This is a genomic window from Burkholderia sp. Ac-20379 (genome assembly GCF_017104645.1).
Classification (GTDB): domain Bacteria; phylum Pseudomonadota; class Gammaproteobacteria; order Burkholderiales; family Burkholderiaceae; genus Burkholderia.
In genome coordinates, this window is the sequence record NZ_JAAGPF010000229.1 from 1 (window position 1) to 11,823 (window position 11,823).

General features: G+C 67.2%; 15 protein-coding genes. 9 read left to right on the plus strand and 6 right to left on the minus strand.

Features of this window, described 5'->3' with window-relative positions:
• The 5 genes from G3N92_RS23715 to G3N92_RS23735 all read left to right on the plus strand — a co-directional run.
• Window positions 1–290, plus strand: a 290-nt coding sequence (locus G3N92_RS23715) for a tetraacyldisaccharide 4'-kinase (protein ID WP_206130020.1), incomplete at its 5' end; no start/stop codon positions are given.
• Entirely contained in the window at window positions 271–471 is a 201-nt protein-coding gene (locus G3N92_RS23720; protein WP_206130021.1) for a Trm112 family protein, read from the plus strand. The genes G3N92_RS23715 and G3N92_RS23720, both read left to right, overlap by 20 nt.
• 147 nt (window positions 472–618) lie before the next feature.
• Window positions 619–1,410: a 3-deoxy-manno-octulosonate cytidylyltransferase gene (kdsB, locus tag G3N92_RS23725; protein ID WP_206130022.1), complete on the plus strand. Its 792-nt coding sequence runs from the start codon at window positions 619–621 to the stop codon at window positions 1,408–1,410.
• Window positions 1,411–1,619: 209 nt separating this feature from the next.
• Entirely contained in the window at window positions 1,620–2,282 is a 663-nt protein-coding gene (gene adk / locus G3N92_RS23730; protein ID WP_206130023.1) for an adenylate kinase, read from the plus strand.
• Window positions 2,283–2,433: 151 nt separating this feature from the next.
• A complete protein-coding gene (locus tag G3N92_RS23735) occupies window positions 2,434–3,192 on the plus strand; it encodes an SDR family NAD(P)-dependent oxidoreductase (RefSeq protein ID WP_206130024.1) in 759 nt (252 codons plus the stop codon).
• 114 nt (window positions 3,193–3,306) lie between these two features.
• On the opposite strand, the gene G3N92_RS23740 is transcribed toward G3N92_RS23735, so the two are convergent.
• Together G3N92_RS23740 and murJ are read right to left on the minus strand one after the other, a co-directional pair.
• Window positions 3,307–4,146 (minus strand): SirB1 family protein, encoded by an 840-nt coding sequence (locus G3N92_RS23740; protein WP_206130025.1) that lies wholly within the window; start codon window positions 4,144–4,146, stop codon window positions 3,307–3,309.
• Between the two features lie 8 nt (window positions 4,147–4,154).
• Window positions 4,155–5,705, minus strand: a complete 1,551-nt coding sequence (gene murJ, locus G3N92_RS23745; protein WP_206130026.1) for a murein biosynthesis integral membrane protein MurJ — start codon at window positions 5,703–5,705, stop codon at window positions 4,155–4,157.
• Between the two features lie 294 nt (window positions 5,706–5,999).
• Here murJ and rpsT point away from each other — a divergent pair, with 294 nt between their 5' ends.
• Complete coding sequence (gene rpsT, locus G3N92_RS23750; protein ID WP_206130027.1) at window positions 6,000–6,275, plus strand: 30S ribosomal protein S20; 276 nt, start codon at window positions 6,000–6,002, stop codon at window positions 6,273–6,275.
• Between the two features lie 189 nt (window positions 6,276–6,464).
• Here rpsT and G3N92_RS23755 read toward each other — a convergent pair whose 3' ends face one another.
• The gene (locus G3N92_RS23755) at window positions 6,465–6,788 is read right to left on the minus strand and encodes a DUF3579 domain-containing protein (protein WP_206130034.1); all 324 of its coding nucleotides are present in this window, start codon (window positions 6,786–6,788) and stop codon (window positions 6,465–6,467) included.
• A gap of 412 nt (window positions 6,789–7,200) precedes the next feature.
• On the opposite strand from G3N92_RS23755, the gene argF reads away from it, so the two are divergent.
• On the plus strand, window positions 7,201–8,130 hold the full coding sequence (gene argF, locus G3N92_RS23760; protein ID WP_206130028.1) for an ornithine carbamoyltransferase: 930 nt from the start codon (window positions 7,201–7,203) through the stop codon (window positions 8,128–8,130).
• 81 nt (window positions 8,131–8,211) lie between these two features.
• On the opposite strand, the gene murB is transcribed toward argF, so the two are convergent.
• A complete protein-coding gene (gene murB, locus G3N92_RS23765; RefSeq protein WP_206130029.1) occupies window positions 8,212–9,291 on the minus strand; it encodes a UDP-N-acetylmuramate dehydrogenase in 1,080 nt (359 codons plus the stop codon).
• 172 nt (window positions 9,292–9,463) lie between these two features.
• On the opposite strand from murB, the gene G3N92_RS23770 reads away from it, so the two are divergent.
• Window positions 9,464–9,949, plus strand: coding sequence for a YajQ family cyclic di-GMP-binding protein (locus G3N92_RS23770; protein WP_206130030.1), 486 nt, complete (start codon window positions 9,464–9,466; stop codon window positions 9,947–9,949).
• A 70-nt stretch (window positions 9,950–10,019) separates the two neighbouring features.
• On the opposite strand, the gene plsY is transcribed toward G3N92_RS23770, so the two are convergent.
• On the minus strand, window positions 10,020–10,634 hold the full coding sequence (gene plsY / locus G3N92_RS23775; protein ID WP_206130031.1) for a glycerol-3-phosphate 1-O-acyltransferase PlsY: 615 nt from the start codon (window positions 10,632–10,634) through the stop codon (window positions 10,020–10,022).
• A gap of 143 nt (window positions 10,635–10,777) precedes the next feature.
• The gene (ybaK, locus tag G3N92_RS23780) at window positions 10,778–11,269 is read right to left on the minus strand and encodes a Cys-tRNA(Pro) deacylase (RefSeq protein WP_206130032.1); all 492 of its coding nucleotides are present in this window, start codon (window positions 11,267–11,269) and stop codon (window positions 10,778–10,780) included.
• A 132-nt stretch (window positions 11,270–11,401) separates the two neighbouring features.
• Here ybaK and G3N92_RS23785 point away from each other — a divergent pair.
• On the plus strand, window positions 11,402–11,823 hold a 422-nt coding region (locus G3N92_RS23785; protein ID WP_206130033.1), incomplete at its 3' end, for an AMP-binding protein.

Genomic DNA, 11,823 nt, shown 5'->3' on the forward strand with positions numbered 1-11,823 from the left:
AACGCCTGCTGGCCGCGGCCGGCATCGGCGCGCCCGAGCGCTTCTTCGCGACGCTGCGCGCGGCCGGCCTCGCGCCCGCCACGCGCGCGCTGCCCGACCATTACGCCTTCGCCGAGAATCCGTTCGAGCACGACGATGCCGATGTGATCCTGATTACGGAGAAGGATGCAGTAAAATTGGGCGCTTCCTGGCGCGATGCCCGACTGTGGGTTGTCCCTGTCGAAGCCGCGCTCGACCCCCGCCTTATCGCTCTCGTTGTGGAGAAACTCCGTGGACGCTCGCCTGCTTGAAATCATCGTGTGCCCTATCTGCAAGGGCCCGCTCCAGCATGACCGCGCCGCGCAGGAACTGATCTGTCACGCCGACAAGCTCGCGTATCCGATTCGCGACGGCATCCCCGTGATGCTGGTCGACGAAGCGCGACAGACCGTCGAGGGCACGCCCGTCGACCCTGCCGGCCCCGCGCACTGACGCGCGGGCGGGTGCAGCCATGCGCCCGCCGCGCCGCCCGCGCCCGCCCTCGTGGCGGGCGCGGCGTTTCAGCCGCCCGAATGCCGTTGCCGCGCGCGCCGCGAAGCGCGCCGGCCGTTCCGCACCTTGCTACCCGCCCGAACTCCGATGACCAACCCGCCGCCCTTCATCGCCGTCGTCCCGGCCCGCCTGGCCTCGACGCGTCTGCCGAACAAGCCGCTCGCCGATCTCGGCGGCAAGCCGATGGTGGTGCGCGTCGCCGAACGCGCGCGCGAGGCAGGCGCGGCCCGCGTGCTGGTGGCGTCCGATGCGCAGAGCGTGCTCGACGCCGCCCAGGCCGAAGGCTTCGAGGCGCTGCTCACGCGCGCCGATCATCCGTCGGGCACCGATCGCCTCGCCGAAGTCGCCACGCTGCTCGCCTTGCCTGACGACACGATCGTCGTGAACGTGCAGGGCGACGAGCCGCTGATCGACCCGGCGCTAGTCCGCGACGTAGCGTCGCACCTTTCAGCACACCCCGATTGCGCGATCGCAACGGCCGCCCATCCGATCCATGATCCGGCCGACGTGTTCAACCCGAATGTCGTGAAGGTTGCACTCGACGCCAAGAGCGTGGCCCTTTATTTCTCGCGTGCGCCGATCCCGTGGTCGCGCGATGCCTACCAGCCGCACTGGCCAGCCGTCGAAACCATGCCGGAGCCGGCGTTTCCGGTCTATCGGCACATCGGGCTGTACGCCTACCGCGCGCGTTTCCTGCGCACCTATCCGTCGCTCGCGCAGGCGCCGATCGAGCAGGCCGAGCAGCTCGAACAACTGCGCGCGATGTGGCACGGCGAGCGCATCGCCGTCATGGTGACCGCCGCCGCACCCGCGCCGGGCGTCGATACGCCGGCCGATCTGGCCCGCGTGCAGGCCCTTTTTCGGTCGACGGCAAAATAAGCCGTGGCATAATCGGACGACTGTGCGAGCCGTCAGGCGCCGCCCAAGATGAGTCGCGCTCGCCAGCTCTCCCGCCGGCAGCCGCGCCGGCCCCGCTGCCGGCGCCGCCGTCAGACCGGCCGGAGCCTGTCTGTTGCAGCCGACCTCCGGGCCGCGCGCCGATGCAATTCCCCTCGCGCCACATATTCACGAAACTTGGAGATATCACCATGCGTTTGATCCTGTTGGGCGCGCCCGGCGCCGGCAAGGGCACCCAGGCTACCTTCATCAAGGAAAAGTTCGGCATCCCGCAAATCTCGACGGGCGACATGCTGCGCGCCGCCGTCAAGGCCGGCACGCCGCTCGGCGTCGAGGCCAAGGGCTACATGGACGAAGGCAAGCTGGTGCCGGATTCGCTGATCATCGGCCTCGTCAAGGAGCGCCTGAAGGAAGCGGATTGCGCGAACGGCTATCTGTTCGACGGCTTCCCGCGCACCATCGCGCAAGCCGATGCCATGAAGGATGCCGGCGTCGCGATCGACTACGTGCTCGAAATCGACGTGCCGTTCTCGGAAATCATCGAGCGCATCAGCGGCCGCCGCACGCACCCGGCCTCGGGCCGCATCTATCACGTCACGTTCAAGCCGCCGAAGGAAGAAGGCAAGGACGACGAAACCGGCGAAGCGCTGATCCAGCGCGACGACGACAAGGAAGAGGTCGTCAAGAAGCGCCTGGAAGTGTACGACGCGCAAACCAAGCCGCTGATCGGCTACTACGGCGACTGGGCGCAGCGCGGCGAGGAAAACGGCCTGAAGGCGCCGGCCTACCGCAAGATCTCGGGCCTCGGCAGCGTCGACGAAATCCGTCAGCGCGCCTTCGACGCCCTGAAGTAAGCGCCTCGCGCGCCACGCGAAACCGCCCTTTCCGGGCGGTTTTTTTTCGCCTGCGCGCAAGAAAGCGCACGGACGTTCGCTTCACGCCATCGTCAAGCCGGCTTCCGTACAATCGGTCGGCATCCACACGACCCACGGAACAGGAGCAACGATGGAACTACGCGACAACGTCTTTCTGATCACCGGCGGCGCCTCGGGCCTTGGCGCCGGCACCGCGCGCATGCTGGCCGCGGCCGGCGCCAAGCCCGTGCTGGCGGACCTGAACCGCGAGGCCGGCGAGGCGCTCGCGCGCGAACTGGGCGGCGTGTTCGTCGCCTGCGACGTCACGCGCGAGGATCACGCGCAGGCCGCCGTCGAGGCCGCCACGCAACTGGGCACGCTGCGCGGGCTGATCAACTGCGCCGGCATCGCGCCGGCCGCGAAGACGGTCGGCAAGGACGGCCCGCACGCGCTGGACCTGTTCGCGAAGGTGGTGTCGATCAACCTGATCGGCACCTTCAACATGGCGCGCCTGGCCGCCGCCGCGATGGCAGCCAATGCGCCGAACGGTTACGGCGAGCGCGGCGTGATCGTCAACACCGCCTCGGTGGCCGCGTTCGACGGCCAGATCGGCCAGGCCGCCTATGCCGCGTCGAAGGCCGGCGTGGCCGGCATGACGCTGCCGCTCGCGCGCGATCTGTCGCGCAATGCGATCCGCGTGATGACGATCGCGCCCGGCATCTTCGAGACGCCGATGCTGCTCGGCATGCCGCAGGAGGTGCAGGACGCGCTCGGCGCGATGGTGCCGTTCCCGCCGCGCCTCGGCAAACCGGACGAATACGCGATGCTGGTGCGTCAGATTCTCGAGAACCCGATGCTCAACGGCGAGGTGATCCGCCTCGACGGCGCGATCCGCATGCAGCCGAAGTAAGCGACGGAAAACCGAAGCAGCGCAAAAACGACGAGGCCCGCACGCGCCGGTTCCGGCAGGTGCGGGCCTCGTGCATTGCGGCGTTATCGCGTGGACGCCGGCGCGTTCGCCAGGTCAGTCGTCGCCGCGCTGCATGCGCTCGCGCAGCTCGGTCAACTGCGCCTCGACCACGGTCGCATCGACCGCCTCCGGGCATTCGTCGAGATAGGCTTCGAGATCCTCGAGCGCCGGGCGCAGGTAATCGAGTCGCGCATAGGCGAAACCGCGGTCGCGCAGTTCGTCGAGTTGCCCCGGCAGCAGCACCACGAGCCGCTGCTGCACGGCCAGCAGCCGCTGCCAGCGCTCGGTCTGCAGATAGATCGCCTTCAGGTTGTTGAGCATGCGCGCCAGCACTTCGCGGCTCGTGGCCGGCTGCAGCAGCGCGCGCAGCGTGCTCGCCATGGTGTCCTCGGGATGCGCGACATAGGGCTCGAGCATCTCGACGAGATCGGATTCGGACAGCGAACGCCCGGTGGTCGGATCGATCATCGCGTCGCCGTCGGCGAGCGTCGCGCGCAGCAGGAAGTGGCCCGGGAACGACACGCCGCGCACGCTCAGCCCGAGCTGCCCGGCCAGCTCCAGATAGAGCACCGCGAGCGAGATCGGAATGCCGCGCCGGCGCTTGAGCACCATGTTCAGGTAGCTGTTGTCGGGATCGTAGTAATCGTTGTGATTGCAGGCGAACCCGAGCTCGCGGAAGAAGAAATCGTTGAGCGCGTCCACCTTGCCCCGCGCGTCGAGATCGGCGCGCACGCGGCGCCGAAAGCGCACGGCCAGCGTGTCGAGCTCGGCCTGCACCGCCTGCATGTCGAGGTCGGGATAGGCGTCCTGCGCGAGCGACAGCGCCGCCTCGGTGAGCGGCAGGCTGTCGTCTTCGGCGACGAGGGTGCTGAAAAAATCGAGGACGCGGGTCATGGCTTTCGTCATTTGGCTCGGCGGCGGAAATACGCGTATTTGAAGCCCATCAACCACAACATACCGAAATATAGTGCGGCAAACAGAACCAGGCAGGCCGCCGTCAGCGCGATGCGCGCGAGCGGCTCGGCGCGCAGGCCGGTCCAGTCGAAGCTGATCGAGAACCAGTGCATGACGCCGCCCAGCACCAGCGAGGCGCCCAGCAACTGCACGAAGAAGCGCAGCCAGCCCGGCGACGGCACATAAATGCCGCGCCGGCGCAGGCCGAGGAACAGCAGCAGCGAATTGAGCGTGGCGCCCACCCCGATGCTCAGTGTCAGACCCGCATGGCCGAGAATCGGCACGAACACATAATTGGACAACTGCGTGACGATCAGCACGCCGATCGCGATCTTGACCGGCGTCTTGATGTCCTGCTTCGCATAGAAGCCCGGCGCGAGGATCTTGATCAGAATGATGCCGATCAGGCCGATGCCGTAGGCGGCCAGCGCGCGCGCCACCATCTCCACCGTGTGCGCGTCGAACTTGCCGTAGTTGAACAGCGTGGCCGTGAGCGGCTCCGCGAACACCAGCAGGCCGAGCGCGCTCGGCGCGGCCAGCAGGAACGTCACGCGCAGGCCCCAGTCGAGCAGCGCCGAATATTCGGTGGCGTCGGCGTCGACGTGCGCCTTCGACAGGCTCGGCAGCAGGATCGTGCCGAGCGCCACGCCGAGCAGCGCCGTGGGGAATTCCATCAGCCGGTCGGCGTAGTTGATCCACGACACGGCGCCCTGCCCGAGCCGCGACGCGATATTGGTATTGATGATCAGCGACAGTTGCGCGACCGACACGGCAAACGTGGCCGGCACCATTTTCGCCAGCACGCGCTTGACGCCCGGGTGCGCCAGCGCGCGCATCGGGTTCAGGCCGATGCGCGGCACCATGTCGATGCGCTTCAGGCCCGGCCACTGCACGACGAACTGCAGCACGCCGCCGACGATCACGGCCCACGCCAGCGCATACACCGGCATCTTCATATAGGGCGCGACGAACACGGCCGCGCCGATGAACGACACGTTCAGCAGCACCGGCGCGAACGCCGGCAGCGAGAAGTTCTTGTAGGTGTTCAGCACGCCCGAGGCGAGCGTCGTCAGCGAGATGAAGATGATGTACGGGAACATGATCCGCGTCATCGCGACGGCGAGCGGGAACGCCTGCCCGTCGGTGCGCAGGCCGGACGCCACCGCATACACCACCCACGATGCGCCGGCCACGCCGACCACCGACAGCAAGGCCAGCGCCCAGGCCAGCACCGTCGACATCGCATCGATCAGCGCCTTGGTGGCGTCGTGCCCCTGCTGATTCTTGAATTCGGCGAGGATCGGCACGAACGCCTGCGAGAAGGCGCCTTCCGCCGACAGCCGGCGCAGCAGGTTCGGGATGCGGAACGCGACGTAGAATGCGTCGGTATATTGACTGGCGCCGAACGCTCTCGCGATCAGCGTCTCACGGGCCAGACCGGTCACGCGCGACAACAACGTGAAGCCGCTGACCGTCAGCAGGGCGCGGAATAGATTCATGGGGCACCGATTATACGGAACGCTCGCGACGAACCGCCGATCGCCGCCGAAAAACGCGCCGCGCCGCCGCCGTGGCGGACTTGCTCGCCGAGCTTGTCATTGCCTTGATTTTGTTGCTATAATCCGCCGTTTCTGAGTCTGCATTCGCGCTGCGGTAATCATCGAGCACGTTGCCGGCCTCGGTGAAACCAACGTTTTTGGGCCCCGGGCAATCGCTCTCGAGGGTCGGATCGAAAAGCAGCGCTTGGCCGTCAGGCTCCAAGCTCTGGGAACAGGACAGGATAAGGAACCGTCATGGCTAACTCCGCACAAGCACGCAAGCGCGCCCGTCAGGCAGCGAAGGCAAACTCGCACAACTCGGCGCTGCGCTCGAAATTCCGCACCGCCATCAAGGCCGTTCGCAAGGCAGTCGATGCCGGCGATCAAGCCAAGGCAGCCGAGCTGTTCAAGGCCGCCACGAAGACGATCGACACGATCGCCGACAAGAAGATCGTTCACAAGAACAAGGCCGCTCGCCAAAAGAGCCGCCTGTCGGCAGCAGTCAAGGGCCTGCAGGCCGCCGCGCAGTAACTCCGGCATGCCCGCCACGCGCGGGCAGCCCTGTTTCCTGCCGATCACGAAAAGCCCGCCTTGGCGGGCTTTTCGTCGTTCCCGGCCCAGCCTTGCGGGCAAAAAACCCACGCCCGATGCGGCCGGCGCGGCACTTCGATTCGGAGACGGTTGTCGCGGCGCGAACCCGGGGCGAACGATGCCCGGCGTTCAGGCCTTGTCGTGCTTGTGCAGCGTCAGTTCGCAGGCCTCGGTCACGACCAGATCGTTGTCGCGCGCGAAGTTCATGACGAAATCGAAGGCCATCGGCTCGAGCTCGCGCAGGCGCGAATCGATGATCACGCACTTGACGTTGCCGACGATGGTGGGACGCACATACAGCGAATACTTCATGTAGGCATTGCGCCCGCTCGCGCCCGGACCAAATTGAGCCATCACGCCGGCCAGCCGCTCCGACCAATCGCTCGGACGAAACGTCTTCCCTTCTTTCGTGATGCCTTGAATGAAAAATTCGGTCGGGGGAGTTTCTGCCATGAAGGGTCCCAGATGAGGGGCCGACGGCACGATGCTGCCGCGGCGAAAGCAGGGCCTGGCTTCGCTTGCCGGCTGCGGATGCCGTGTTGACGGCAGCGCCCGGGCGACCGCCGCGAGCATGCCGGACACGCATCCGCGCACTTGCGCGCGGGCGCCGCCCTCACCCGGCAACGAGAGCCGCCGGGCTTCGGAAAACCGCAAAATTATACCGCACCGCCGCATACTTCGGCGCCACGAAGCCCCCTTCCGCGCCGCCGGAAACGGCTCGACGGCGCGCCGCAACAGCCGGCGGCGGCCTCCCGCGCACCTCGTCAAAGCCCGGAAAATCCTTTATGCTGGATCGGGTTATCACCTCCGACGGCGGGCGCCGTCCGGCGCGCCGCGCCGGCAGCCTCCCGCCGCGTTTCGTTTCATGACCGCCAAAACCATTCGTCACTACCTGCAGTTCAAGGATTTCTCGCTGGAAGACTACGAGTACGTGCTCGAACGCACGGGTATCCTGAAGCGCAAATTCAAGGGCTACGAAACCTATCACCCGCTGCACGACCGCACGCTGGCGATGATCTTCGAGAAGAACTCGACGCGCACGCGCCTGTCGTTCGAAGCCGGCATCTTCCAGCTCGGCGGTCACGCGGTATTCATGAGCACGCGCGACACGCAGCTCGGCCGCGGCGAACCGGTGGAGGATTCGGCGCAGGTGATCTCGCGCATGGTCGACATCATCATGATCCGCACGTTCGAGCAGGAGATCATCCAGCGCTTCGCCGCGAATTCGCGCGTGCCGGTGATCAACGGCCTGACCAACGAATTCCACCCGTGCCAGGTGCTCGCCGACATCTTCACGTACGTCGAGCACCGCGGCCCGATCCGCGGCAAGACGGTCGCCTGGGTCGGCGATGCGAACAACATGCTGTACACCTGGATCCAGGCCGCGCACATCCTCGGCTTCAAGCTGCGCCTGTCCACGCCGCCGGGCTATGCGCTCGACATGAAGCTCGTCGATGCCGAAAGCGTGTCGGCCTACGAGGTGTGCGAGGATCCGAACGAAGCCTGCCGCGGCGCCGATCTGATCACCACCGACGTGTGGACCAGCATGGGCTTCGAGGCCGAGAACGAAGTGCGCAAGAAGGCGTTCGCCGATTGGTGCGTCGACGAGGAAATGATGGCCTTCGCCAACCCCGACGCGCTGTTCATGCACTGCCTGCCCGCGCACCGTGGCGAGGAAGTGACGGCCGGCGTGATCGACGGCCCGCAGAGCGTGGTCTGGGACGAAGCCGAAAACCGCCTGCACGTGCAGAAGGCGCTGATGGAATTCCTGCTGCTCGGCAAGCTCAATCACTGAGTTCGCCGCGCCGGCATTCCGATGCGCCATGAAAAAGCCCCGCTTCGGCGGGGCTTTTTCATGGGCGTGCGGCAACGACGCTCAGATCGCGACCGGCTCCGCCTCGAGCTCGACGCCGAAGCGCTCGCGCACATCGGCCTGAATCGCCCGTGCCAGCGCCAGCACGTCGGCGCCCGACGCGCCGCCGCGATTGACGAGCACCAGCGCCTGCCGGTCGTGCACGGCCGCCGCGCCGAGCGCGCGCCCCTTCCAGCCGCAGCGGTCGATCAGCCAGCCGGCCGCCAGCTTCACGCGCCCGTCGGGCTGCGCATAGGCCACCAGCTCCGGCTCGCGTTCGCGCAGCGCCGCGCACTGCGCCGCGTCGATCACGGGGTTCTTGAAGAAGCTGCCGGCGTTGCCGAGCACGGCCGGATCCGGCAGCTTGGCGCGCCGGATCGCCACCACCGCGTCGAACACGTCGCGCGGCGTGGCGGCCGCCGCCTCGATGCCGCGCGCGGCGAATTCGCGTTCGACATCGGCGTAGTTCGTGCGCGGCTGCCACCGTTTCGGCAACCGAAAGCACACCGACACGATCGCGAACCGCTCGCGCGCCGCCTGCTTGAACACGCTGTCGCGATAGCCGAACGCGCAGGCGGCCGCGTCGAACGCGACGATGTCGCCCGTCGCCAGTTCCACCGCCTTCAACGACGCGAAGCGTTCGCGCATCTCGATGCCGTACGCGCCGATGTTCTGGATCGGCGCCGCGCCCACCGTGCCTGGGATCAGCGCCAGGTTTTCGAGCCCCGGCAGGCCGGCTTCGAGCGTCCAGGCCACGAATTCGTGCCAGTTCTCGCCGCCGCCCGCCTCGACGTACCAGGCCTCGTCGTCCTCGCGCACCAACGCGCGGCCGCGCACGCGGTTGATCAACACCAGCGCCTCGACATCGCCCGTGAACACCACGTTGCTGCCGCCGCCGAGCACCAGCACCGGCAGCCCGGCCGCCCGCGGATCGCGCACGGCCGCCGCGAAGCCGGCCGGCGTGTCGATCGTCGCCGCGAGCCGGGCGCGCACGTCGAAGCCGAAGCTGTTGTGCGCGCGCAGGGCGTAGCCGGGCGTCAACTCGGGCGCGGGATCGGCCACACGCGCGGACGGGGAGGAAATCGGGAGAGCGGAATCGGACATCGGAGCGGTGAATGGCGCGGTGCGGGCAGGTTGCCGGGCGCGGCTGGCCGGAAAGACGGCGCGCGGCCTTGGGCAAAACGCGGGGGCATCGGTAAAATGGCGGTCGGTTCGCAATTATAGCGAGTGGCCGTGCGCGAATCGCGCGGTCCGCATGTTTTACAGGGAGAACAGCATGCCATCGTTCGACGTCGTTTCCGAAGCGAACATGATCGAAGTGAAGAATGCAGTCGAGCAGTCGAACAAGGAAATTTCGACGCGCTTCGACTTCAAAGGGTCCGACGCGCGCGTCGACCACAAGGAAAACGAACTGACGCTGTTTGCCGACGACGATTTCAAGCTCGGCCAGGTCAAGGACGTGCTGATCAACAAGATGGCCAAGCGCAGCGTGGACGTGCGCTTCCTCGATTACGGCAAGGTCGAGAAGATCGGCGGCGACAAGCTCAAGCAGGTGGTCACGATCAAGAAGGGCGTTTCCGGCGATCTGGCCAAGCGCGTGGTGCGCACCGTGAAGGACAGCAAGATCAAGGTGCAGGCCAGCATCCAGGGCGATTCGGTGCGCGTGACGGGCACCAAGCGCGACGATCTGCAAAGCGTGATCGCGCTGCTGCGCAAGGAAATCTCCGATACGCCGCTCGATTTCAACAACTTCCGCGACTGATCGCGGCGCTGCCCCGGCAGCGCACCGGCGGCGCGCGGCACGGGTCACCCCCGTTGCCGCGCGCCGTTTTTCATTCGGCCGCCGGCTTCTTCTTTTCGCCGATCCGGCTTTCCTGCCCCTTCAGCAGCTTCGAGATATTGGCGCGGTGCCGCCAGACCAGTAGCACGCTCATCGCCAGCACCGCCCAGGCCACCGGGTTGTCGTGCGTGCCGAACAGGTAGACGTCGAAGATCGGCGCGAACACGGCGGCCACGAGCGCCGCGAACGACGAATAGCGGAAACAGAACGCGATCACGAGCCAGCTCAGCAGCGTGGCGATGCCGAGCGCGGGCGAGATCGCCAGCAGCACGCCGGCCGCCGTGGCCACGCCCTTGCCGCCCTGGAAGCGGAAGAAGATCGGATACAGGTGGCCGAGGAACACGGCGATCGCGGCCAGCGCCACGCCCATCTCGCCGCCAATGTCGAAATGGCGCACCAGCCACACCGCGAGCCAGCCCTTGAAGGCGTCGCCGAGCAGCGTGAGGATCGCGGCCTTGCGGTTGCCGCTGCGCAGCACGTTGGTCGCGCCGGGGTTCTTGGAGCCGTAGGAGCGCGGATCGGCGAGACCCATCAGTGCGCTGACGACGACGGCGAACGACACCGAGCCGATCAGGTAGGCAGCGATGGTAGCGATCAGAATCTGCATGAGGATGGTGTGTTTCTGCGAATGATGAAAGGATGGCCCGCCACGTCACGATGCTGCGCGGCGGCCATGCCGCACCCCGGTTGCGGCTGCGCGGCGGCGCTCATTCTACCGAAGCGCGCCGGCCGGCGTTCCCGGTGAAACCCTCAATCGACGCTCGCGCACTGCACCGGCTTGGCCCCGAGCGCGTCGACCAGCACCGCCGGCGCGAGGCTGACGAGGTAGCCGCGCTTGCCGCCATTGACGAGGATCGACGGCAGTTCGAGCACCGACGCCTCGACATACACCGGCATCGCCTTCTTCGTGCCGAACGGCGAGGTGCCGCCGACCAGATAGCCGGAATGACGATTCGCCACCTCGGGCTTGCACGGCTCGACGCGCTTCGCGCCGATCTGCCGCGCGAGGTTCTTGGTGGAGACGGTGCGATCGCCGTGCATCAGGATCACGAGCGGCTTGGCGTGTTCGTCTTCCATCACCAGCGTTTTCACCACCTGGTGCTCGTCCACGCCGAGCTGGCGCGCCGATTCGCCGGTGCCGCCATGCTCGACGTAATCGTAGGTGTGCTCGCCGAAGGCGACGCCATGGCGGCGCAGCCACTGCGTGGCCGGCGTTTCGGATACGTGTCGGGATTTGCTCATGGGCGCATTTTAATTGCGGCCGCGTTGAAGCACTATTGTCCGTTCGGCCGATTGCCCCAGCGCGGTGCACATGGCACGATCGGAACCTTCTCGACGTAAGGCCATGCAGCCCGGCCTGCTCCCGGAGCCACGATGCCCGCCTCGCCCACATCCGCCCTCGATATCGACGCCCTGCTCGCCGCGCTGCCCGCGCGCATCGATCACGTGCCGCGCCGCATTGCCGCCCGCACGCCCGATCACCCGGCGCTGATCGAGGACGCGCGCCGGCTCACTTATGCGCAACTGGTCGCGGCGATCGACGCGGCCGCCGCGCAGTTGCGCGCGCTCGGCGTGCGCGGCGGCGATCGCGTCATGATCGTGGCCGAGAACAGCATCGCGCAGATCGTCCTGCTGTTCGCCACGGCCGCGCTCGACGCCTGGGCGCTGCTCGTCAACGCCCGCTTGTCGGACGCCGAGCTCGACGCGATCGCGGCCCATGCCCTGCCGCGCGCGCTGGCCTTCGTCACCGCCACCTCGCCCGACGCGGCCGCCCATGCCGCGCGCCATCGCGCCGA

Excerpts from the sequence above, each read along its gene's own strand:
- rpsT (WP_206130027.1), top strand. The coding sequence starts at position 6,000 with ATGGCTAACTCCGCACAAGCACGCAAGCGCGCCCGTCAGGCAGCGAAG.
- murJ (WP_206130026.1), bottom strand. The coding sequence starts at position 5,705 with ATGAATCTATTCCGCGCCCTGCTGACGGTCAGCGGCTTCACGTTGTTG.
- murB (WP_206130029.1), bottom strand. The coding sequence starts at position 9,291 with ATGTCCGATTCCGCTCTCCCGATTTCCTCCCCGTCCGCGCGTGTGGCC.
- G3N92_RS23735 (WP_206130024.1), top strand. The coding sequence starts at position 2,434 with ATGGAACTACGCGACAACGTCTTTCTGATCACCGGCGGCGCCTCGGGC.
- kdsB (WP_206130022.1), top strand. The coding sequence starts at position 619 with ATGACCAACCCGCCGCCCTTCATCGCCGTCGTCCCGGCCCGCCTGGCC.
- adk (WP_206130023.1), top strand. The coding sequence starts at position 1,620 with ATGCGTTTGATCCTGTTGGGCGCGCCCGGCGCCGGCAAGGGCACCCAG.
- G3N92_RS23755 (WP_206130034.1), bottom strand. The coding sequence starts at position 6,788 with ATGGCAGAAACTCCCCCGACCGAATTTTTCATTCAAGGCATCACGAAA.
- argF (WP_206130028.1), top strand. The coding sequence starts at position 7,201 with ATGACCGCCAAAACCATTCGTCACTACCTGCAGTTCAAGGATTTCTCG.
- G3N92_RS23740 (WP_206130025.1), bottom strand. The coding sequence starts at position 4,146 with ATGACCCGCGTCCTCGATTTTTTCAGCACCCTCGTCGCCGAAGACGAC.
- ybaK (WP_206130032.1), bottom strand. The coding sequence starts at position 11,269 with ATGAGCAAATCCCGACACGTATCCGAAACGCCGGCCACGCAGTGGCTG.
- G3N92_RS23770 (WP_206130030.1), top strand. The coding sequence starts at position 9,464 with ATGCCATCGTTCGACGTCGTTTCCGAAGCGAACATGATCGAAGTGAAG.
- plsY (WP_206130031.1), bottom strand. The coding sequence starts at position 10,634 with ATGCAGATTCTGATCGCTACCATCGCTGCCTACCTGATCGGCTCGGTG.